Below are 21,378 nucleotides of genomic sequence, written 5' to 3'. Positions count from 1 at the left end.
ACGAGGGAATCGTCGAGCGCGTGAAGCACGACACGGGCCCGTACTTCCAGGCGCTGATGCGCGAAACCTTCGCGCGTCACCCGATCGTCGGCGAAGTGCACGGCCACGGGATGGTCGCGAGCCTGCAGCTCGCCGAATCGCCGGCCGAACGCCGCCGCTTCGCGAACGGCGGCGAGGTCGGCACGATCTGCCGCGACTTCTGCTTCAACGGCAACCTGATCATGCGCGCGACCGGCGACCGGATGCTGCTGTCGCCACCGCTCGTGATTTCGCGTCGGGAAATCGATGAACTCGTATCGAAGGCGAAGAAGGCCGTCGATGCGACCGCCCAGCAACTGGGCCTTTCGTAACGACTTTGCCTACAGGCGTGCGGCGGGTGCCGCGCGCCGCCATAACCCAGGGGAATTCCACCATGCGTGCCTGCTTTCTTCGCCAAGCCTGTTCCATTGCGGCCCTTGCCGCGGTGGCCGCGTTCACGTCGGTCGCCAGCCCGTCGGCGCATGCCGACGAGCTGAACGTCTACAACTGGTCCGACTACATCGCACCCGACACGATCCCGAACTTCCAGAAGCAGACGGGCATCCACGTCAAGTACGACAACTACGACAGCGACGACACGCTGCAGGCGAAGCTGCTGGCGGGCAGCTCGGGCTACGACATCGTCGTGCCGACCTCGAACTACATGGCCAAGCAGATCCAGGCCGGCGTGTACCAGAAGCTCGACAAGTCGAAGATCCCGAACCTCGCGAACCTCGACCCGCTGCTGATGAAGATGATCTCGGACGCCGATCCGGGCAACCAGTACGGCGTTCCCTGGGCCTACGGCACCGACGGCATTGGCTACAACGCGCAGGCGGTGAAGAAGGCGCTCGGCGACAAGGCGCCCGTCGACAGCTGGGCGCTGGTGTTCGACCCGGCCAACATGGAAAAGCTGAAGAGCTGCGGCGTGTCGTTCCTCGACCAGGCCGTCGACGTGTTCGCGGCCACGCTGCAGTACATGGGCAAGGATCCGAACAGCAAGAACCCCGGCGACTACCAGGCTGCGTTCGAAGTCCTGAAGAAAGTCCGCCCGTACATCACCCAGTTCAACTCGTCCGGCTACATCAACGACCTCGCGAACAACGACGTGTGCGTCGTGCTCGGCTGGTCGGGCGACGTCGGCATCGCGCACCGCCGCTCGTCGGAGGCGAAGCGCCCGTACGACATCAAGTTCTCGAATCCGAAGGAAGGCGGCCTGCTGTGGTTCGACGTGATGGTGATCCCGAAGGATGCACCGCACCCCGAGGCCGCGCTGAAGTGGATCAACTACGTGTCCGACCCGAAGGTCAACGCGGCGATCACCAACACGGTGTTCTACCCGACCGCGAACAAGGCCGCGCACCCGTTCGTCACGCCGGCCGTCGCGCAGGATCCGACCGTCTATCCGCCCGAGGACGTGCTGAAGAAGATGGTGCTGATGAAGCCGATGCCGGCCGACATCCTGCGCCTCGAGAACCGTCTGTGGGCGCAGCTGAAGACGGGCCACTGATCACGAACCATCACGGCGGCGCAGGCATCGGCTGAACGCCTGCCCGCCAGAGATCCGCGGACGCTTCGTCCGCCCGCGCGCACCGCGCGCTGTTCCATCCGGCACGAGCCGTTGTCCGCGAGTCGCGTTGTACGCCTCGCGCGGGGACGCTCACGCCTGCAATCCGTGAAGAACGAATGGTGACTCCCATGCAATCGATACCCTCTTCCGCTGCCGCACGCCACACCCAACCGGCCGCCGCGGCCCGCACGAAGAACGACGCGTTCGTGCGCATCGAAAACGTCGTGAAGAAGTTCGGCGACAGCACGGCCGTCGACAACGTGAACCTGACGATCGCGAAGAACGAGTTGTTCGCACTGCTCGGCAGCTCCGGCTGCGGCAAGTCGACGCTGTTGCGCATGCTCGCCGGGCTCGAGACGGCGACCTCCGGCAAGATCTTCGTCGACGGCGAGGACCTCGCGTCGCTGCCGCCGTACCGCCGCCCGGTCAACATGATGTTCCAGTCGTACGCGCTGTTCCCGCACATGTCGGTCGAGTCGAACGTCGCGTTCGGGCTGAAGCAGGAAGGCACGCCGAAAAACGAGATCAAGGAACGCGTGGCCGACGCGCTCGCGCTGGTGCAGATGAGCAAGTACGCGAAGCGCAAGCCGCACCAGTTGTCCGGCGGCCAGCAGCAGCGCGTCGCGCTCGCGCGCTCGCTGGTGAAGCGCCCGAAGCTGCTGCTGCTCGACGAGCCGATGTCCGCGCTCGACAAGAAGATCCGTCAGAAGACCCAGCTCGAACTGGTGAACATCATCGAGAAGGTCGACGTGACCTGCGTGATGGTCACGCACGACCAGGAAGAGTCGATGACGATGGCGAGCCGCCTCGCGGTGATGAGCGAAGGCAAGATCGTGCAGATCGGCACGCCGGGCGAAGTGTACGAGTACCCGAACAGCCGCTTCTCGGCCGAGTTCATCGGCTCGACGAACCTGTTCGAAGGCCGCGTGGTCGAGGACGAACCCGATCACATCTTCGTCGAAAGCGACGACCTCGAGGCACGCATGTACGTGAGCCACGGCGTGACCGGCCCGCTCGGGATGCCGGTGGGCATCTCGGTGCGGCCGGAGCGCGTGCACGTATCGCGCGAGAAGCCGGGTTCGCATCACAACTGGGCGCGCGGCGTGGTGACCGACATCGCGTACATGGGCGCCTACTCGCTGTACCACGTGCGTTTGCCGAGCGGCAAGACGGTCGTGTCGAACCTGTCGAGCTCGCACCTGATGCACGACAGCGCGCCGGCGTGGAACGACGACGTGTTCGTGTCGTGGTCGCCGGCCAGCGGCGTCGTGCTGACGCAGTGAGGACGACATGATGAGAACTTCCGCCTCCACTCCGTCCGCGCCGGTTTCGACCGGTGCCGCCGCAACGGCACAGGCTTCGAAGCGCCGCAGCCGCTTCGCCGCGCTGTCGCGCTTCCTGCCGTCGGGCCGCGGCGTCGCGATCGGCGTGCCGTTCCTGTGGCTCGTGATCTTCTTCGCGCTGCCGTTCGTGCTGGTGTTCAAGATCAGCTTCGCCGACCAGGTGATGGGGATCCCGCCGTACACGTCGCTCGTCGAGATCAAGGACGGCGTCGTGCACTTCGCGCTGCAGCTGTCGCACTACGCGTTCCTGCTGCAGGACGACCTGTACATCGCGACCTATCTCAGCTCGCTGAAGATGGCCGCCGTGTCGACGCTGCTGTGCCTGCTGATCGGATTCCCGATGGCGTACTACATCGCACGCTCGGAGCCGGGCCGGCGCAACGTGCTGATGATGGCCGTGATGCTGCCGTTCTGGACGTCGTTCCTGATCCGCGTGTACGCATGGATCGGGATCCTGAAGGATGACGGCCTCCTGAACCACACGCTGATCGCGCTCGGCATCATCCACACGCCGCTGCGCCTCTATCACAGCGACGCGGGCGTCTACATCGGGATGGTCTATTCGTACCTGCCGTTCATGGTGATGCCGCTCTACGCGCACCTCGTGAAGATGGACCTCACGCTGCTCGAGGCCGCCTACGACCTCGGCGCGAAGCCGTGGGTCGCGTTCACGCGCATCACGCTGCCGCTGTCGAAGAACGGGATCATCGCCGGCAGCCTGCTGGTGTTCATCCCGGCTGTCGGCGAGTACGTGATTCCGGAACTGCTCGGCGGCGCCGACACGCTGATGATCGGCCGCGTGATGTGGGATGAATTCTTCAACAACATGGACTGGCCGATGGCGTCCGCGGTGACGGTCGCGATGGTGCTGCTGTTGCTGGTGCCGATGGCGCTGTTCCAGTACTACCAGGTCAAGGAACTGGAGGAAGCGAAATGATCAAGCCAAGCAAACCGCTGTCGACGGGCGTTCTCGCCTTCGGCTTCCTGTTCCTGTACATCCCGATCATCAGCCTGGTCGTGTACTCGTTCAACGAGTCGAAGCTGGTGACGGTGTGGTCGGGCTTCTCGCTGAAGTGGTACGCGGCGCTGTGGCAGGACGACGAGCTGCTCACCGCCGCGTGGCTGTCGCTGAAGATCGGCCTTCTGACGGCCACCGCGTCGGTCGTGATCGGCACGTGGGCGGGTTTCGTGCTCGCGCGCTTCGGCCGCTTCAAGGGCTTCACGCTGTACACGGGAATGATCAACGCGCCGCTGGTGATTCCGGAGGTGATCCAGGGGATCTCGCTGCTGCTGCTGTTCGTTGCGCTGGAGCAGATGTTCGGCTGGCCGAAGGGCCGCGGGATGGTGACGATCTGGATCGGCCACGTGATGCTGTGCGTGTCGTACGTGGCGATCATCGTGCAGTCGCGCGTGAAGGAGATGAACAAGTCGCTGGAGGAAGCCGCGCTCGACCTGGGTGCGACGCCGCTGAAGGTGTTCTTCGTGGTGACGCTGCCGCTGATCTCGCAGGCGCTGCTGTCGGGCTGGCTGCTGTCGTTCACGCTGTCGATCGACGACCTGGTGCTGTCGGCGTTCCTGTCGGGGCCGGGCTCGACCACGCTGCCGCTGGTGGTGTTCTCGCGCGTGCGGCTCGGGCTGAACCCGGAAATGAACGCACTGGCGACGCTGTTCATCACCGCGGTGACGATCGGCGTGATCGTCGTGAACCAGATGATGATCGCGCGCGAACGGCGCCGGGTGGCCGACATGAAGGCGGCGTTCGCGGCGGCCTGACGCCCCGCTTCCCTTTTCATCGATAACAAGACCCGCGCGCCACGAGAAGCGGCGCGCGGGCCGATCACAGATTGACCAAGCGCACGACAAGGAGAATCCGCAATGAAGAAGAAACTGATCTGCCTGCTGGTGGCCGGCGCGTTGCCCGGCATCGCGCTGGCCGACTCGACCTCCGCCGAAATCAAGGCACTGCAGGCGCAGGTCGCCGCGCTGCAGAAGCAGATGAAGGCCATGCAGGCGCAGCTCGCCGCGAAGCCGGGCGGCGCCCCGGTCGCGCAGGCCGGCGCGACGACCGCGGCTAAGCCGGTGATCGTGGCCGCCGACCCGTCCTCGCCGGACTACGGCAAGGCTCAAGCCACGCTGACCAACGACGAAGTCAGTGAAATGAAGCAGCAGATCGCGAACCAGCAGCTGAAGGTCGACTCGCTGACGGACGCGGCCAGCACAGGGCCGCTCGCGGGCCTGTCGGTCACCGGCTACATCGACCCGACCTACATCTACAACCGCGCGGCCGGCACGTCGTCGTTCCTGTTCGCGAACCACGAGAACGCGTACAACTACTTCAACAGCACGTTCGGCGATCTCTACCTCGACATCAAGAAGACCTTCGGCGTCGGCCCGATGGCGCCGTCGGCGGAGATCACGCTGATGCCGAACCGCGGCAACGGCATCACGCTGCTGCAGAACTCGCGCGGCTCGATCACCGACAACCTGCTGAACACCGCGGTCGTCAACGTGCCGATCACCGCCGAGACGACACTCGTCGCCGGCCTGATCCCGAGCTTCGGCGGCTACGAGGTGCAGCAGTCGAACCAGATGCTCACGCTCACGCACAACCTGCTGTACGATTTCTCGGATCCGGGCAGCTACGTCGGTGTCGGCGCGAACTACACGAAGGGCGCCTGGGCGTGGAAGTTCTTCCTCGGCAACGAGCAGTACCGCACGTACGGTTCGGTCACGCAGACGGGCACCAACGCGCTCGGCGATCCGATCTCCACCAGCAACAAGGTGCCGACCTTCACCGCGCGCGCGGACTACACGTGGTCGAGCGCGCTCGACATCGGCGGTTCGTTCAACATCGGGCGGCAGACGCTGGCGAGCGCGATCGACGACCAGGGCAACGTCCACTACGGCCCGGGCGGCGCGGCACCGAGCGCCTACGGCTCGTTCTTCTTCGGCGAACTCGACGCGACCTACACGCTCGCCGACATTCAGTACAACGCCGAAGTCGACTACGGCCGGCAGCAGCATGCGGCGTTCAACGGCGGGCTCGCGCAGTGGTACGGCCTGTCGCTGCTCGCGCACCGCAAGTTCAACGCGCCGGTGGTCGGCCGCATGGGCGTGACGCTGCGCTACGACCTGCTCGCCAACTCGAAGAACGGCGGCGGCGGCGGCGGCATCGCGCTGAACGGCAACGGGATGGATCCGAGCAACGGCTTCGGCGTCGACGCGGACTGCCTCGCGCAGTCGAAGGCCGGCGGCGGCCTGGGCTTCGAGTGCAAGGGCGCGGTGCGCCAGGACGTCGCGCTCGACCTGCTGTTCTATCCGACCCAGCAGATCACCGTGAAGGTCGAATACCGGCACGACTGGGCGAACAACAAGGTGTTCCTGCGCAACGACGGTTCGTACGGCAAGTCCAACGACCTGCTCGCGACGCAGTTCATCTATTCGTTCTGATGCGGGCCGCGCGGGACGCCGTGCCGCGCGCATGGCGTCCCGCCTCGTTTCACCCGGCCGGATCGCGGTGCGTCGCGCACCGCCGCCGGCCGTCTTCGACGGAGTCGGTTTGATGACGCAGTCTTTCACCCGCCGCGCCGACGCGCTCGCGCGCGACTCGTACTACGAAGCAACCGCCACGCGCCCCGTGGCCGACGCCCCCGTGCTCGAGGATGCGATCGACGTCGACGTATGCGTGATCGGTGCGGGCTTCGCGGGCCTGTCGACGGCGCTCGATTGCCGTGCGCGCGGGCTGTCGGTCGCCGTGATCGATGCGCATCGGCCCGGCTGGGGCGCATCGGGCCGCAACGGCGGACAGGCGATCACGGGTTTCGCGAAAGACGAGGTGATCGAGCAGCAGCTCGGCGCCGCCGGTGCACGCGCCGCGTGGTCGCTGTCGCTCGACGGGCTCGCGCTGATCGCCGAGCGCATCGCGCGCCACGGCATCGACTGCGACTTCACGCGCGGCTACCTGACGGTCGCGACGAAGCCGCGCCGCATCGACGACCTGCGCGCCTGGATGGATGCCGCGAGCGCACGCTGGGGCCATCCGTCGCTGTCGTGGCTCGACACCGGCGAAATCCGCGCGCGCATCGCGTCGCCGCGCTATCTGGCGGGCGTCTACGACCCGCTGTCGGGCCACCTGCATCCGCTCAAGTATTGCCTCGGCCTCGCGGAGGCCGCGCGCCGCGAAGGCGTCGCGCTCCACGCGCACACGCCCGCGCTCGACGTCGTGCGCGGCGCGCGGCCGGTCGTGCGCACGCCGTCGGGCGAGGTGCGCTGCCGCTTCGTCGTGTCGTGCTGCAACGCGGGCCCCGGCGGCATCCTGCCGGCCGCGACCGCCGCGCGCATCGCGCCGATCGCGTCGTACATCATCGCGACCGAACCGCTCGGCCGCGCGCGCGCCGACGCGCTGATCGCGCAGCGCGAAGCCGTGTGCGACAACAACTTCTTCCTCGACTACTTCCGGCTGTCGGCCGACCACCGGATGCTGTTCGGCGGCCGTGCGAACTCCGCGGGCGCGTCGCCCGACACGCTCGCCGACACGATCCGGCAGCGCATGGTCGGCGTGTTCCCGCAGCTCGCCGACGTGCGCGTCGACCACGCGTGGGGCGGCTTCGTCGACGTCACGCGCAACCGCGCGCCGGATTTCGGCGCGCTCGACCCGAACTTCTTCTATGTCCAGGGCTTCAGCGGGCACGGCGTCGCGCTGACCGGCATCGCCGGACGCGCGATCGCCGGCGCGATCGCGGGCGACACGCGCGCGTTCGACCTGTTCGCGCAGCTGCGCCACCGGCGCTTTCCCGGCGGCGACGCATGGCGGCAGCCCGCGCTCGAACTCGGGATGCTGTACCACCGCGTGCGCGAGCTGTTCTGAGCCCCCTTCATTCGTTTTCCTGATCATGCAGACATTCGCCAACCAGCCGCACGTCGCGTCATACTACGCGGCGACCGCCAACGATACGACCCGCCATGCGCCGCTCGCCGGCGCAACCGACGCCGACGTGTGCGTGATCGGCGCGGGCCTCACCGGCTTGTCCGCCGCGCTCAACCTCGCCGAGCGCGGCCATTCCGTGACGGTACTCGAGGCGTCGCGGGTCGGATGGGCGGCGAGCGGGCGCAACGGCGGCCAGCTGATCGGCGGCTTTGCATGCGACATCGACACGTTCGGCAACTTCATGCCGGAAGGCGACGTGAAGCGGATCTGGGAGATGGGGCTCGAAACGCTGTCGCTCGTGAAGTCGCGCATCGCGAAGCACGACATCGACTGCGCGCTCGTGCCCGGCTACCTGACCGCCGCGAACACCGAGCGCGACGCGGATGCGCTGAAGCGCTGGCGCGACGAGGCCGCGAAGCGCTTCGGCCACGAGCGCTTTCATTTCGTCGAAGCGGACGAACTCGGCGACTACGTGCAATCGGCGCGCTATCGCGGCGGCCTGTACGACCCCGACAGCGGCCACCTGCATCCGCTGAACTACACGCTCGGGCTCGCGCGCGCGGCCGCCGACGCGGGCGTGCGGATCCACGAGGACAGCTGCGTGACGCGCGTGCGCGACGTGTCGGGCGGCCACGTCGTCGAGACCGGGCAGGGGCAGGTGCGCGCGCGCTTCGTGGTGCTCGCGTGCAACACGTACGTCGGCACGCTCGCGCCCGCGCTGTCGAAGAAGATCATGCCGGTCGGCACCTACGTGATCGCGACCGAGCCGCTCGGCGCGGCGCGCGCCGCCGCGCTGATGCCCGCGCGCGCGGCGATCTGCGACAGCCGCTTCGTGCTCGACTATTTCCGGCCGGCGCCCGACACGCGGCTCGTGTGGGGCGGCAAGGTCAGCTATTCGACGCGGGAGCCGCGCAATCTCGCCGACGCGATGCGCGCGGACATGCTGAAGACGTTCCCGCAGCTCGCGGACGTGAAGGTCGACTACGCATGGGGCGGCTTTGTCGACATCACGATGAACCGCGCGCCGCACTTCGGGCGCGTCGCGCCGACGCTGTATTTCGCGCAGGGTTTCTCGGGGCACGGCGTGAACACGACCGCGCTCGCGGGCAAGCTGATCGCCGAGGCGATCGACGGCCAGGCGAGCCGCTTCGACCTGTTCGGCAAGATCCGGCATCGCGACTTTCCCGGCGGCGCGACGCTGCGCACGCCGGCGCTGGTGCTCGCGATGAGCTGGTACCGGCTGCTCGACGCGTTCGGCATGCATTGAGCGGCGGCGCACGGCACGACGCACGCGGACGTACCGGCCACGCAAAACGGCCGCGCAAGCGCGGCCGTTTCATCGAATCTCGCGGCTTCGGCACGGCATGCAGGCGACCTTGCCTGCCCGACGCGCCGAAGCCGTGGTCCGCGCGCCGGTCAGTCGGTCCCGTACTTCGGCGAACGCGGCCCGTACAGCAGCCCGTTCGGCGGCCCCGCGGACAGCAGCCTGCTGCTCGTCAAACCGGCCACATCGTGCGCTTCGTCGGTCAGCGAATGCGCGACCTGCTTGACGGCTGCCTGCACCAGCATGCCGACGACCCCGAACGCGTTGACGCTCATGTTGTTGCCGACTTCCTTGCCGGTCGCACGGCCCTCGCCCTGCCACAGCACGTCGCCGGTCTTCAGGTCGACGAGCTTCGCCGACGCCGCGACCACCGTCGTGCTGTCCACCACCTGGTAGACGGAGCCGTATTGCGTGATCTTCGCGTACAGCGCGGCGTCCGCGCCGAAGATTTCGCGCAGCTTCGCCGGCGACGTGCCCTGGATTTCCGCGGCGTTCGTGAGGCCGTTCTGCTTGAACGTCTCGTCCATCACTGCGACCGGCACCACGTAGTAGCCCGACTCGGCCAGCGGCTGCGTCATCTGCGACAGCACACCGTAGGTCGCGCCGACATCGGTCGTCTCGTTGAGCGGCGGCAGCACGAGGATCGAGCGCGGCTGGCTCTTCTTGAAGGCCGTGTAGTCGGGGCGTTTGACGGGCTGCGCGCACGCGCTCAACAGCGCGACGATCGACAGCACGGACAGCAGCTTGAATGAAAGTGTCTTGATCATGGCAGGCACGTCACTGTTTGGCGGGAGTCGGATCGGCATTCTTCTGGCCGGCGATCGTCTGGCCGGCGGCCGACGGATTCGCGGCCTTCGCGGCCTTCGCATCGCCGGCTTTCTTCTTCATCAGGAAATCCATGAACGACGCGGATTCCGGAAAGAGCGCCTTCTCGGCCTGGAATTCCTGCCCGGCCTGCTGTTCGCCGCCGACGCTCGCGTAGAGCATCCCGAGATGCGCATGGAAGCCCGGCGGCGGCGTCTTGCCCTTCGCGCGGATCTCCTGCAGCGCCTTTTCGAGCGCGTCGATCTGCTCCTGCGGGGACTTCTGCCCCTTGAAGTATTCGTACACCTGCGGCTGATAGCCGTTCCATTGATAGAGCGGCGGCGTGGTCGGCGCCGCGCAGCCCGCGAGCAGCATGACGGCCGCCGTCGCCGGCAGCCAGATTCCCCGTTTCATGGTCTTGTCTCTTCTGGTTGATGAATGATTCGTCGCGCCGAACTGCGCACGGCGCCTATTGCGGCACCTTCAGCGTGCCCGCGTCGACCTGCTCGACGAGGTGGTTCACGGCCTCCTGGATCGCGAGGTCCAGCACCTTGCCGTTGAGCGTCGAGTCGTAACCAGCCGTGCCGCCGAAGCCGATCACTTCGCGGTTCGACAGGCTGAACTCGCCCGCGCCCTGGCTCGACGCGACGACTTCCGACGTCGTCGTGTCGACGATGTTCAGGTTGACCTTCGCATACGCGACCTGCGTCTTGCCGCGGCCGAGAATGCCGAACAGCTGGTGATCGCCGACGTCCTTGCGGCCGAACTCGGTCACGTCGCCGGTCACGACGTAGTTCGCGCCCTTCACCGCCTGCGCCTTCTTCATGAAGCCGGCTTCCTGCTTGATCTCGTCGAGGTTCTCGCGATCGAGCACGTTGAAGCGGCGGCTCTGCTGCAGGCGCGTGACGAGGATCGTCTTCGCCTGTCCGCCGAGGCGGTCGATGCCGTCCGAGAAGATGCCGCGCATGTAGCTCGAGCGGTTGTCGAACTTGCCGACGGCGATCGCGACGGGCTTGCCCGCATACGGTTTCTGCGCGCTGCTCACCGCCGGCACGTCGAGCGTGCGCGACGACTCGGTCGCGCAGCCGGACAGCGCCGCGACGAGCGCCGCCGCCACGAGAACGGTGCGTCGTGTCTGAATGTTCACTGCTGGTCTCCTTACGTGAAAAGATTGCCCGGAGCGGCACGCCGGCTTGCCGACGAACCGGCGGTCGATGCGGTGATCGAAGCGGCCGGGGCGCGCATCGGCGCGCGCGACTTCATCGCCCGGACGGCGATGGAGATGGCGGCATGCGAAGGGAAAGTGCACGCAACTGACGTGTTGCGGCGAGACGCGCACGCGCGGCGCATGGATCGACGACCCCGCTTGCGCCGGCTACCGCGTGATTCTGGTTACTGCGCTGTTGATCGCGCATGATCGGCCCCGTATATGATTTTGGCCGATCATACCAAGCCTGATTATCGAGACGGGGTTTCTTTAGAAGAATTGACGATCTTTACAAATCGCCGCGGGTCCATCGCGCGTCACACGCCAGCGGAGCGTGCGCGGCACGCCCGCGCCGGCCCGCGAGCCGGCGCGCCGCTGGCGGTCAGTCGGCCACCTTCTGCCGCATCGTCACGAACTCCTCGGCCGCGGTCGGGTGAATGCCGATCGTGTCGTCGAATTGCGCCTTCGTCGCGCCCGCGCGAATCGCGATCGCGATGCCCTGGATGATCTCGCCCGCGTCGCGGCCGACCATGTGCGCGCCGATCACGCGCTGGCTGTCGCGCGCGACCACCAGCTTCATCAGCGTGCGCTCGTCGCGGCCCGACAGCGTGTGGCGCAGCGCCTTGAAGGACGTGCGATAGATGTCGACTTCGCCGTGCACGCGACGCGCATCGGCCTCGGTCAGGCCGACCGTCGCGACCTCCGGCTGGCTGAACACGGCCGACGGGACGTAATCGTGATCGGCCGCGACGCGCGCGCCGCCGAACAGCGTGCGCGCGAGCAGCGCGCCGTCGCGCGTCGCCACCGGCGTGAGCTGCGGCCGCGACGTGACGTCGCCGAGCGCATGGATCGAAGGCACCGACGTCGCCGAATACGCATCGACCGCGATCGCGCCGCGCGCGTCGAGCAGCACGCCCGCGCGTTCGAGCCCGAGCCCTTCGACGTTCGGCACGCGGCCGGTCGCATAGAGCACCGCGTCGTACGGCCCGTGCTGCGCGTCGCCCACGTGCACGGAGAGCGTGCCGTCGTCCGCGCGCGCGATCGACTCGACCACCGCGCGCGCGTGGATCGCGACGCCCTGCTTCGTCATTTCGTCGGTGAGGAACTGGCGCACGTCGTCGTCGAAGCCGCGCAGGATCTTCTCGCCGCGATAGAACAGATCGACCTGGCTGCCGAAGCCGTTGAAGATGCCGGCGAACTCGACCGCGATATAGCCGCCGCCGACCACCGCGATGCGCTTGGGGCACGTCGGGAGCGACAGGGCCTCGCGCGACGTGATCGCATGCCCGATGCCGGGACGGTGCGGCAGCGCCGGCCGCGAGCCGGTCGCGATCGTGATGTGGCGCGCGCGGATGGTGCGCTCGCCGATCGCGACCGTATGCGCGTCGACGAGGGTCGCGCGTCCTGCGTGCATCGCGACGCCGGATTGCCGCAGCAGGTCGATGTAGATGTCGCTGAGCCGGTTGATCTCGCGATCCTTCGCGGCGATCAGCGCGGACCAGTCGAGCGTGCCGGCGCCGAAGGTCCAGCCGAAGCCCTTCGCATCCTCGAGTTCGTGCGGATAGTGCGAAGCGTAGACGAGCAGCTTCTTCGGGATGCAGCCGCGCAGCACGCAGGTGCCGCCGATCTGCTCTTGTTCCGCTATGCCGACGCGCGCACCGTATGACGCCGACATCCGGGCGAGCCTCACGCCGCCGGAGCCGGCCCCGATGACGAACAGGTCGTAGTCGAAATCCATCGCAAGCCCTCATCGCAGTTCGGATGACGGCACGATAGCAAGATTCGGGAATTCGTGCGGAACGTGGCGGCGCAGGACGCGCGCCATAAAAAACGGCGAGAGACGTCGCCTCTCGCCGGTCAAACCGGCTGCCGGGTGTGCCATGCGTCACCGATCGACCACATGCCCGGCCTGCCGGCCGCGCGGCACCGGTCCGCCCGGATGCGCGAACGGCGCACCCGCGGCGGGACCAGCCGCCTTGCTCAGGCCTGCGACGTGTCGCTGCCGTCCGTCGCCTGCGTATCGTCTGCCTGCTGCGGCTGCTCTTCCTTCTTCTCGAGCATGCCTTCGATCGCCTCGGCGCCCTTGAAGCCGGCGACGGCCGCCGCCGCCTTGGTCAGCAGGCCCGCATCCGGATCGAGCTTCTCCGCCGCCTCGACGGCTGCCACTGCGCCAGCGATTTCACCCACGGTGTTCAGGATACCCATCGTCATCCCCTTTCAAGAAAATCGTGAGCGCATCGTCCCACGAAAAAAAACCGGCGGACCGTGTTTGTCATCACCGGATACACAAGTTACGCACCAGGCCGGCCGCACGCGAAACGCGCGCCGGAACGACGCCCGCGCGTGCGTTTCGGCACGCGGCGGACCCTGCACGCAGCGTAGCGGAATCGCTTCGCGCGCACTGTCAAAGTATGTTCTGGAATGCCGACGGAACCCTTACGGGCGGCGCGTTCCCGATGGAGCAATCGCTGAATGGTCGTCCGCGCGCAGGAAGGCGCATGGCGAAAAAAAGAGGCTCCTTCCTGGAGCCTCTTCGATGCGCGCCGAACCGGGGCCGGCGCACGCGTTGACGATTTTCGTCAGAAGATATTGCGCAGGCCGATCGCGATGCCGGTCTGGTTGCTGCGACCCGGCAGCTCGACGTTCGCCGCGCCGTTCGTCTTGTTGAAGTCGACCGTGCCGTAGACTTCCGTGCGCTTGCTGAGCGCGTATTCGGCGATACCGACGATCGCGTAGCGGTTGCCGCTCGCGAGCGTGCCGTTCGCGGTCATCGCGTTGCGCATGTGGTCGTAGTAGAACGCGCCCGTCAGCGTCAGCGGCGTGCTGACCTGCCAGCTCACGCCTGCGAACGGACCGTCGTCGATCCGGCCCGTGCCCTTCGCGACCGGGATCGACTGCTGCGCGAGCAGGCTGTCGACGAAACCGGTGTCGTCCTTCGAGCGCAGGTAGCCCGCATAGATCTTCGCCTTGCTGAACGCATACACGACGTTCGCGTGGTAGATCGTCTGCTTGCGTGCGGAGTTGTCGCTGTTCTGCTGCGCGCCGGCCGCGATGCTGAGCGGGCCCATCACGTACGACAGCGACACGCCCCATGCATTGCCCTTGCCGAGCGAGCCCGGGATCTGGCCCGAGAAGCCGCCCGCGCCGGTCGATTCGTAGTTGGTGCCCGTCGAGTACATCGCCTTCGCGGTCAGGCCCGCGAACGTGCCCGTGTACTTGATCTGGTTGTCCGCATACAGGCCGCCGCCGAGTGCGACCGGCAGCCAGGCATTTTCGAGGTAGTTGCCGACCGTCAGCGGATCGTAGGTGTCCGACAGCAGGTCGAACAGCGGCGTCTTCTGGCGGCCGAGGGTCACCGTGCCGTACGGGCTGTCCAGGCCGACGTATGCCGCACGGTTGAACAGGCGGCCGCTGTCGGCGAATGCGCCGTTCTGCAGGTTCACGCCGCTTTCGAGCTTGAACACGGCCTTCAGGCCGCTGCCGAGGTCTTCCGTGCCGTAGATGCCGAAGCGGCTGTTGGTGATCGCGCCGTTGGACATCGACAGCAGGCCGTCGTTCTTGGCGTTCGCGTTGGTCAGGTAGCGAACGCTGACGTCGGCGACGCCCCACAGCGTGACCGAGCTTTGTGCTGCTGCGTACTGGCTGGCGAAGGCCAGCACCGCGCCCCCTGCGATGGCTGCGAGCCGGGTGGTCTGCTTCATGAGCTTTCCTTTTTGTAGGTGTCTCCATTCATGGCCGGCCGCGTGCGCAGCCGGGTGGCGATCGCGCACGCTCATGGCGCGCGCGATGTGGGCTGAATCATAAGACCAGTGCGCACGCTGAAAGAAATTGAAACGCGCGGTCGCGCGCGATTGTCGCCCTGGAACAACGTTTCCCGCGCCGGGGTTGCTGCCGTTGCTGCCGTGAGCGGCGGTGCCCCCGTTGCCGGCCTCCCCATCGCCACTGTCACGCCCGCCGCCCGCGCGCCGCCGCGCCCGCCGCACGATCTCCGCGAACGCACCGGCGAGCAGCAACACGGCGCCCCACAGCGCGACGTCCGGCATGAGCCGCGTCACGAGGCCGCCGACCACCGCGCCGGCCAGGAAGCAGAAGCTGATCGTCGCGAGCAGCGCCGAATCGTGCAGCGCGCCCGCGTTGTAGCGCGGAATCAGCCCGACGAACAGCTTCTGCGCGGCGCGCCGCAGGTTGCCGGTCGTCATCACCGACGTGTACGACAGTTCCTCGAGATGAGTGAACGACAGCGTCTGCAGCGTCGCGACGAACGAGATCCCGGGAATCAGCCACGCGCTCGACGCGCCGACGAGCCCGCTCGCGGCGACGCCGAGAAACGCGATCTCGACGATCAGGCTCGCGAACGCGGTGTGCCGCATCCAGCCGCGCTGCGCGGCGAGACCGAGCAGGTGCGCGACGAACACCGCGACCACGAAACCGCCGAGCGGCGGCACGTGATGCAGCGCGGCCGCCCATTCGCCGGCCGACACGTTGATGCCGAGCAGCGCGACGTTGCCGGTCATCGTGTTCGCGAACACGTGGCCGTGACCGACGTACGTGTACGCGTCGAGATAGCCGCCGGACAGCGTGAGCAGCGCGGCGACGGTGAGATTGCGGCTGGCGCCGTCGAGATCCATCAGGCCTCCCGTGAAGAGTCGCGCCAGTATCGCGCACGGGAGGCCGGTTGTGCGCCGCTCACTGGCCGATGCCGGTGAGCCCGATCAGCGCGCCGGCCGCGAGCAGCCACAGCGGATGGATGCGCGTGCGCCACGCGAGCACCGCGCATGCGGCGGTGATGCCCCACTGGATCGCGGTGCGGTTCGACGCTTCCGAGATCAGCACCGCGCTGGCCGCGACGAGCCCGGCCGTGACCGGCATCAGCCCCTGTTGCACGTAGCGGCGCCACGGCCGGTCGCGAAAGCGTTCCCACGCGTGCAGCGCGAGCACCGTGACGATCGACGACGGCCCGAACTTCGCGATCGATGCGACCAGCAGCCCGGCCCAGCCGGCCACATGCCAGCCGACCAGCGGCACGATCATCATGTTCGGCCCCGGCGCGGCCTGCGCGAGCGCGAACAGCGCGGTGAACGCGTGCGCGCTCATCCAGTGGTGCACGTCGACGACCTGCCGCTGCATCTCCGGCAGGATCGTGTTGCCGCCGCCGAATGCGAGCAGCGACAGCTGGCTGAAGATCGTCGCGATCGCGATCAGCGTGTCGTTCATGACCGGCCTCCGTCGCGCACGGCGGCGCGCCGCGGTGCCGGCGTCTCGCGGCGCCGCGACGCGAGCCAGATGCTCACCGGCGTCAGCACCAGCATCGCGCTCAGGAGCGGGATGCGCAGCACCGCGATCGCGGCGAACGCGAGGACCGCGATGCCCGCCGCCGTGCGCGGCGCGTGCAGCAGCGGCGTCGCGACCTTCACGGCCATCGCGACGAGCAGGCCCGCGGCCGCGGCGGCGAGCCCGCCGAACAGGTGCTGCACGCGCGGATCGCCCTGCGTCTTCGCATACAGCACGCCGAGCCCGACGACCACGAGCGTCGGGCCGGCGATCAGCCCGAGAATGCCGGCGAACGCGCCCGCGACGCCGCGAAAGCGCATGCCGACGGCGACCGACAGGTTGATCACGTTGCCGCCCGGCAGGAACTGGCACAGCCCGAGCAGATCGGTGAATTCGTCGGCGGTGAGCCATTTGCGGTCGTCGACGATCGTGCGCCGCGCGAACGGCAGCGCGCCGCCGAACGACATCAGGCCGAGCGACAGCAAGCCGGTGAACAGCTCGGCGAGGCCGACACGGCGTGGAGGCGCGGCAGGCGGCGGAGAAACGGATTGCATGGGGCTCCTCATCAAACGATGCCCCGAGGTTACCGCCGCGCGGCACGCCGGCAAAACGATTTTATCGGCGCGTCCTTGTGATCTAGAATCACAAGCATGGCACGCGATCTCCCGCCCTTTTCCGCGCTTCGGGCCTTTGAAGCAGCGGCACGACATGAAAGCTTCAGCGCCGCCGGCGACGAGCTGCATGTGACTCATGGTGCCATCAGCCGGCAGATCGCCGGGTTCGAGGCGTGGCTCGGCAAGCCGGTGTTCCACCGCTACGGCAAGCGCGTGAAGCTCACCGACGAAGGCCGCCGCTATCTGGATACCGTCCGCGCCGCGTTCGACAGCATCGCGCTCGCCACCGAGCAACTGCGCAACACCGGTGCCGCGCGCGTGCTGCGCATCAATGCGCTGCCGACCTTCGCGATGAAATGGCTGCTGCCGCGCCTGTCGCGGTTCCAGCGCGACGTGCCGAACGTCGAGCTGAAGCTGTCCACGTCGAACGCGCCGCTCGATGCGCTCGACGGTTTCGACGTCGCGATCCGCCGCGGCCCCGGCCACTGGCCGAACTGCACGAGCGGCCACTTCCTCGACGAAAGCGTGATTCCGGTCTGCAGCCCCGCGCTGCTCAAGCGCGCGCCGATCGCCCGCGCGGACGATCTCGCGCGGCACGTGCTGCTGCATTCGGACACGCGGCCGGAAGGCTGGCGCGACTGGTTCGCGGCGGCCGGCGTGACGATGAAGGGGCGCAAGCGGCAGTCGTTCGACCACTTCTACCTGGCGCTGCAGGCGGCCGTCGACGGGCTGGGCGTCGCGCTCGGCCCGCTGCCGCTGATCGACGACGAGCTCGCGAGCGGGCGTCTCGTGATGCCGCTCGACGGGCCGCGCATCGCGACACGCAGCTACTGGTGGATCGCGCCGCGCGCGCCGGCCGACGATCCGCTGGTCGCGCAGTTCTGCGCGTGGCTGGAAGCGCTGGGGAATGCGAACGGATGACGCGCGCCGCGTCGCCGCTACCCGATCGAAACGACGCGGCGTGCCGCCTCACGTCCCCGTCCGCGTTGCAGGAATGAAACCGATCCGCGCGCAACACCCGCGATTCCCCTGCGGAATCGATGTCGCGCGCCCCTGCGTTTCCCCGTCGTTCCCGTCACCGCACGTCAGGCCTGGCCTGCGGCCGACCGGCCCACCGCCGCGCGTTTCAGCGCTGAAACATTTTCGCGTGCGCCACCTTGCACCGGCGTCACGCGGCCCCCGCCGAGCCCCTGTTTGCGCGGAAGTCCGCGTGCTGGCCCGTTGCTTGCTGAGGGAGCCGTGCAGACAACGAACCCTGCACGGGCGAACGCCCCGATGCAGGTGACAAACATTCATCCAGCGGGTCGGGGGAAATCATGTCGAAACTCATATCGGCCGTTACACGGCTGCTGTCCTGCATCACTGCCGCTGTTGCGCATCCGCTGATGCCGACGGCGCGACTTCGCACCGTCGAGATCCGCTGCGCCGACACGGTCCACAACAGAACACGACGTCACGACACCGTGATCCGGTAAGCGAAATCCGCAGCCCCGGCGCCGCGGCTCACACCACCGGCCCCGGCTCCTTTTCCTTGCGCAGGATCGCGTACAGGATGATCGCGCCGAACGTCGCGGTACCGATCCCGCCGAGCCCGAAGCCGCCGATCTTCAGCGAGAAGTCGCCGGCGCCGAGCACCAGCGTGACGGCCGCGACGATCAGGTTGCGGTTGTCGGAGAAGTCGACCTTGTTGACGACCCAGATCCGCGCGCCCGTCACCGCGATCAGCCCGAACACGACGATCGACACGCCGCCGAGCACCGGGCCCGGAATCGTCTGGATCACCGCGCCGAACTTCGGCGAGAAGCCCAGCCCGATCGCGATCAGCGCGGCGACCGCGAACACGAGCGTCGAATAGATCCGCGTGACGGCCATCACGCCGATGTTCTCCGCATAGGTGGTCACGCCGGTGCCGCCGACGCTGCCCGACACGATCGTCGCGAGCCCGTCGCCGATGAACGCACGGCCGACGTAGCGGTCGAGGTTGGTGCCCGTCATCGCGCTGACGGCCTTGATGTGGCCGAGGTTTTCCGCGACCAGGATCACCGCGACCGGTGCGAGCATCAGCATCGCGTGCGGATCGAACACCGGCGCGCGAAAGCTCGGCACGCCGAACCACGCGGCATGCGCGACGATCGAGAAATCGACCGGCTTGCCGAGGCCCATCCCGTTGGTCGCGATCGCATAGATCACGTAGGCGATCACCAGCCCGACGAGGATCAGCAGGCGCTGCATCATCCCGCGCGCGAACACCGCGACGCCGCCGACGCACAGCACCGTGACGAGCGCCATCACCGAGTCGAAGGTCGATGCCGACACACCCTTGACCGCGATCGGCGCGAGGTTCAGCCCGATCACCGCGACCACCGCGCCGGTGACGACGGGCGGCATCAGCGTCTCGATCCAGCGCGTGCCGATGGCCTGCACCAGCGCGCCGAGCGCGACGTATACGACGCCGCACGCGACGATCCCGCCGAGCGCGACCGGGATGTTCGGGTTCGGGCCGCTGCCGCCGTAGCCCGTCACCGCGATCACGAGGCCGATGAACGCGAAGCTCGAGCCGAGGTAGCTCGGCACGCGGCCGCCGACCAGCACGAAGAACAGCAGCGTGCCGATACCCGACATGAAGATGCACAGGTTCGGGTCGAAGCCCATCAGCAGCGGCGCGAGCACGGTCGAGCCGAACATCGCGACGACGTGCTGCACGCCCATCGCGATCATCTGCGGCCACGCGAGGCGTTCGTCGGGGCCGACCACGCGCGAGACCGCGCCGGTCGGTTGCACCCGCCAGCGCGGGAAGTAGGAATCGGACATGGGGAAAAGGGCTCCTGTCGTACGCCGGCTGCGGGACGGTGCGCCGGTCTGAAATCTGGCGCGAGTTTACGGAGCGGAAATGGGGCTGGCAAGCGCGAACCGCCGGCGCGGCGGCCGTGCCTGCCGGACCGGTATCGGAGCGAGCATCGGAGCGGCGCGACCGCATCGGCGGCAGTCGGCCGGCGCACCGCGCGATGTAAGCGTGCGCTCACATCGCGGCGGGCGCCGCGGGGATCACGGATTGATGTACTGGAACAGCGACAGGTTCTGCAGCTGCACGTAGGCCTTCTGCGCGCCGGTCAGCGCGTTCTGGACCTGCAGGTACTGGCTGATCGTCGTGACCATGTTGGTGCTGGTGAGATCCGTCAGGTTGCTGGTCGTCTGCAGCGACGCGGTCTGATTGACGGCCTGCATCGCCTTGACCTCCTGCTCGCGGCCGCCGACCGACGCCTGGATCGTCGTCACGTTGCGCATCGTGTTGCCGAGCTTGATCGAGCCCGTCATCAGCGCGTTCGACAGTGACGCGCCCGCGACGGCGTTACCTGTGACCGGCGTCTTCAGCGCCGCGATCATCGAGTCGAGCGTGGAGAACACGTCGGCGCCGCCGGTCGCCTGCGGGCCGGGCGTCACGGCGAACGTGTCGCCGGCGGTCGGCGTACCCGACACGGCCACCGTCATCCCGCCGCCGAGCGCGATCGACGAGCCGGCCGTGTACGCCTGCGCGGGCGTGGTGGTCGGCGGCTTGGCCGAATTGTCGGTCACCGTGTAGGTCGGCGCGGCGGCGGTGCCGCCGAACGTGATCGAGAACTGGTGGCCGTTGGTCGCGGCCGCCGGGTTCGTGACCGTCACCGCGGTGATCGTGCCGGTGCCCAGGTTGCCGGCGCCGGCCGACGGCACCGGTGCGCTGCCGAGCGACGGCACCGACATGAACACCGCCGAACCGGTGTCGCCCTGCGACACGCTGCTCGAATCTGCGATCTGCACGTCGCGCGTGCCCGAGTCGCCGACGTAGCTGACGCTGCCGTTCGGACTGCTCGTGAACGGCGCCGACGAATTGTTCAGGCCGGCGAACAGGTAGTTGCCGGCACCGTCGTTCGAGTTCGCGAGCGTCATCAGCTGGTCGCGATAGCCTTGCAGCTGGGTCGCGAGCGCCGAGCGGTCGCTGTCGGCCAGCGAGCCGTCGCCCGCGCGCACGACGAGCGTCTGCACGCTGGTCAGCACGCTGCTCACGCTCTGCAGCGCCTGGTCCTCGGCCTGCAGCGACGCGAGCGCCGTGGTCTGGTTGGTCGCGTACTGCGACAGCGTCGCCGACGTCATCGACAGCTGCACGGCCTGCGCGGCGCCGACCGGGTTGTCGGCCGGCGTCTGCAGGCTCACGCCGCTCGAAATCTGCTGGTACAGCTGCGCGAGCTGCGCCTGCTGGTCGTTCATCTGTGAAACGTTCAGCTGGAAGAACTGGGCGCTGGAAATCCGCATCGCTTCTATCCCT

At 67.8% G+C, this 21,378-nt stretch carries 18 protein-coding genes and 2 pseudogenes; 9 read left to right on the top strand and 11 right to left on the bottom strand.

The genetic code is table 11. The features are described 5' to 3' along the window. From NQV17_RS23280 to NQV17_RS23245, 8 genes and pseudogenes are all read left to right on the top strand, one after another. A pseudogene (locus NQV17_RS23280) lies at positions 1–350 on the top strand (aspartate aminotransferase family protein); the annotation flags it as partial. A gap of 62 nt (positions 351–412) precedes the next feature. Next, positions 413–1,528: a polyamine ABC transporter substrate-binding protein gene (locus tag NQV17_RS23275; protein ID WP_124486634.1), complete on the top strand. Its 1,116-nt coding sequence runs from the start codon at positions 413–415 to the stop codon at positions 1,526–1,528. 188 nt (positions 1,529–1,716) lie between these two features. Further along, positions 1,717–2,871: an ABC transporter ATP-binding protein gene (locus NQV17_RS23270; RefSeq protein WP_257774033.1), complete on the top strand. Its 1,155-nt coding sequence runs from the start codon at positions 1,717–1,719 to the stop codon at positions 2,869–2,871. Between the two features lie 10 nt (positions 2,872–2,881). After that, positions 2,882–3,868: an ABC transporter permease subunit gene (locus NQV17_RS23265; protein ID WP_257774036.1), complete on the top strand. Its 987-nt coding sequence runs from the start codon at positions 2,882–2,884 to the stop codon at positions 3,866–3,868. Beyond that, on the top strand, positions 3,865–4,704 hold the full coding sequence (locus NQV17_RS23260; RefSeq protein ID WP_044847895.1) for an ABC transporter permease subunit: 840 nt from the start codon (positions 3,865–3,867) through the stop codon (positions 4,702–4,704). The genes NQV17_RS23265 and NQV17_RS23260 overlap by 4 nt, the downstream gene beginning before the upstream one ends. A 102-nt stretch (positions 4,705–4,806) precedes the next feature. Beyond that, positions 4,807–6,381 (top strand): DUF3138 family protein, encoded by a 1,575-nt coding sequence (locus NQV17_RS23255; RefSeq protein ID WP_257774031.1) that lies wholly within the window; start codon positions 4,807–4,809, stop codon positions 6,379–6,381. A gap of 112 nt (positions 6,382–6,493) precedes the next feature. After that, positions 6,494–7,798, top strand: a complete 1,305-nt coding sequence (locus tag NQV17_RS23250) for an FAD-binding oxidoreductase (protein WP_257774030.1) — start codon at positions 6,494–6,496, stop codon at positions 7,796–7,798. A 25-nt stretch (positions 7,799–7,823) separates the two neighbouring features. After that, positions 7,824–9,125: an FAD-binding oxidoreductase gene (locus tag NQV17_RS23245; RefSeq protein WP_257774029.1), complete on the top strand. Its 1,302-nt coding sequence runs from the start codon at positions 7,824–7,826 to the stop codon at positions 9,123–9,125. 149 nt (positions 9,126–9,274) lie between these two features. Here the strand turns inward: NQV17_RS23245 and NQV17_RS23240 are convergent, their stop codons facing one another. From NQV17_RS23240 to NQV17_RS23200, 9 genes and pseudogenes are all read right to left on the bottom strand, one after another. Then, positions 9,275–9,949 (bottom strand): DUF799 domain-containing protein, encoded by a 675-nt coding sequence (locus tag NQV17_RS23240; RefSeq protein ID WP_044847891.1) that lies wholly within the window; start codon positions 9,947–9,949, stop codon positions 9,275–9,277. Between the two features lie 10 nt (positions 9,950–9,959). After that, positions 9,960–10,400: a DUF4810 domain-containing protein gene (locus tag NQV17_RS23235; RefSeq protein WP_257774028.1), complete on the bottom strand. Its 441-nt coding sequence runs from the start codon at positions 10,398–10,400 to the stop codon at positions 9,960–9,962. Positions 10,401–10,455: 55 nt separating this feature from the next. Beyond that, complete coding sequence (locus tag NQV17_RS23230; RefSeq protein ID WP_257774035.1) at positions 10,456–11,127, bottom strand: CsgG/HfaB family protein; 672 nt, start codon at positions 11,125–11,127, stop codon at positions 10,456–10,458. Positions 11,128–11,575: 448 nt separating this feature from the next. Further along, entirely contained in the window at positions 11,576–12,931 is a 1,356-nt protein-coding gene (gene gor, locus NQV17_RS23225) for a glutathione-disulfide reductase (RefSeq protein WP_257774027.1), read from the bottom strand. A gap of 242 nt (positions 12,932–13,173) precedes the next feature. Continuing rightward, the gene (locus tag NQV17_RS23220; RefSeq protein WP_121861342.1) at positions 13,174–13,398 is read right to left on the bottom strand and encodes a hypothetical protein; all 225 of its coding nucleotides are present in this window, start codon (positions 13,396–13,398) and stop codon (positions 13,174–13,176) included. Positions 13,399–13,772: 374 nt separating this feature from the next. Next, a complete protein-coding gene (locus NQV17_RS23215) occupies positions 13,773–14,894 on the bottom strand; it encodes a porin (protein WP_257774034.1) in 1,122 nt (373 codons plus the stop codon). Between the two features lie 195 nt (positions 14,895–15,089). Next, positions 15,090–15,821, bottom strand: a pseudogene (locus NQV17_RS23210) (YoaK family protein); the annotation flags it as partial. A gap of 58 nt (positions 15,822–15,879) precedes the next feature. After that, positions 15,880–16,407, bottom strand: coding sequence for a chromate transporter (locus tag NQV17_RS23205; protein WP_044847886.1), 528 nt, complete (start codon positions 16,405–16,407; stop codon positions 15,880–15,882). After that, positions 16,404–17,018: a chromate transporter gene (locus tag NQV17_RS23200; protein WP_257774026.1), complete on the bottom strand. Its 615-nt coding sequence runs from the start codon at positions 17,016–17,018 to the stop codon at positions 16,404–16,406. Before NQV17_RS23200 ends, NQV17_RS23205 begins: the two co-directional genes overlap by 4 nt. A gap of 96 nt (positions 17,019–17,114) precedes the next feature. Between NQV17_RS23200 and NQV17_RS23195 the strand changes: the two genes are divergently transcribed. Then, entirely contained in the window at positions 17,115–17,999 is an 885-nt protein-coding gene (locus tag NQV17_RS23195; protein WP_257774025.1) for a transcriptional regulator GcvA, read from the top strand. A 582-nt stretch (positions 18,000–18,581) separates the two neighbouring features. Here the strand turns inward: NQV17_RS23195 and NQV17_RS23190 are convergent. Further along, positions 18,582–19,889, bottom strand: coding sequence for a solute carrier family 23 protein (locus tag NQV17_RS23190; RefSeq protein WP_257774024.1), 1,308 nt, complete (start codon positions 19,887–19,889; stop codon positions 18,582–18,584). A 234-nt stretch (positions 19,890–20,123) separates the two neighbouring features. Next, the gene (gene flgL / locus NQV17_RS23185; protein WP_257774023.1) at positions 20,124–21,365 is read right to left on the bottom strand and encodes a flagellar hook-associated protein FlgL; all 1,242 of its coding nucleotides are present in this window, start codon (positions 21,363–21,365) and stop codon (positions 20,124–20,126) included. Positions 21,366–21,378 lie beyond the last annotated feature (13 nt).

The organism is Burkholderia sp. SCN-KJ, from assembly GCF_024656005.1.
Lineage (GTDB): Bacteria > Pseudomonadota > Gammaproteobacteria > Burkholderiales > Burkholderiaceae > Burkholderia.
The sequence above is the reverse complement of the archived record's forward strand: the minus strand, read 5'-3'. Positions and strand labels throughout refer to the sequence as shown.

Bases quoted from the DNA above. Each gene is read 5' to 3' on its own strand.
- NQV17_RS23275 (WP_124486634.1), top strand. From the start codon at position 413: ATGCGTGCCTGCTTTCTTCGCCAAGCCTGTTCCATTGCGGCCCTTGCC.
- NQV17_RS23270 (WP_257774033.1), top strand. From the start codon at position 1,717: ATGCAATCGATACCCTCTTCCGCTGCCGCACGCCACACCCAACCGGCC.
- NQV17_RS23265 (WP_257774036.1), top strand. From the start codon at position 2,882: ATGAGAACTTCCGCCTCCACTCCGTCCGCGCCGGTTTCGACCGGTGCC.
- NQV17_RS23260 (WP_044847895.1), top strand. From the start codon at position 3,865: ATGATCAAGCCAAGCAAACCGCTGTCGACGGGCGTTCTCGCCTTCGGC.
- NQV17_RS23255 (WP_257774031.1), top strand. From the start codon at position 4,807: ATGAAGAAGAAACTGATCTGCCTGCTGGTGGCCGGCGCGTTGCCCGGC.
- NQV17_RS23250 (WP_257774030.1), top strand. From the start codon at position 6,494: ATGACGCAGTCTTTCACCCGCCGCGCCGACGCGCTCGCGCGCGACTCG.
- NQV17_RS23245 (WP_257774029.1), top strand. From the start codon at position 7,824: ATGCAGACATTCGCCAACCAGCCGCACGTCGCGTCATACTACGCGGCG.
- NQV17_RS23240 (WP_044847891.1), bottom strand. From the start codon at position 9,949: ATGATCAAGACACTTTCATTCAAGCTGCTGTCCGTGCTGTCGATCGTC.
- NQV17_RS23235 (WP_257774028.1), bottom strand. From the start codon at position 10,400: ATGAAACGGGGAATCTGGCTGCCGGCGACGGCGGCCGTCATGCTGCTC.
- gor (WP_257774027.1), bottom strand. From the start codon at position 12,931: ATGGATTTCGACTACGACCTGTTCGTCATCGGGGCCGGCTCCGGCGGC.
- NQV17_RS23220 (WP_121861342.1), bottom strand. From the start codon at position 13,398: ATGGGTATCCTGAACACCGTGGGTGAAATCGCTGGCGCAGTGGCAGCC.
- NQV17_RS23215 (WP_257774034.1), bottom strand. From the start codon at position 14,894: ATGAAGCAGACCACCCGGCTCGCAGCCATCGCAGGGGGCGCGGTGCTG.
- NQV17_RS23205 (WP_044847886.1), bottom strand. From the start codon at position 16,407: ATGAACGACACGCTGATCGCGATCGCGACGATCTTCAGCCAGCTGTCG.
- NQV17_RS23200 (WP_257774026.1), bottom strand. From the start codon at position 17,018: ATGCAATCCGTTTCTCCGCCGCCTGCCGCGCCTCCACGCCGTGTCGGC.
- NQV17_RS23195 (WP_257774025.1), top strand. From the start codon at position 17,115: ATGGCACGCGATCTCCCGCCCTTTTCCGCGCTTCGGGCCTTTGAAGCA.
- NQV17_RS23190 (WP_257774024.1), bottom strand. From the start codon at position 19,889: ATGTCCGATTCCTACTTCCCGCGCTGGCGGGTGCAACCGACCGGCGCG.
- flgL (WP_257774023.1), bottom strand. From the start codon at position 21,365: ATGCGGATTTCCAGCGCCCAGTTCTTCCAGCTGAACGTTTCACAGATG.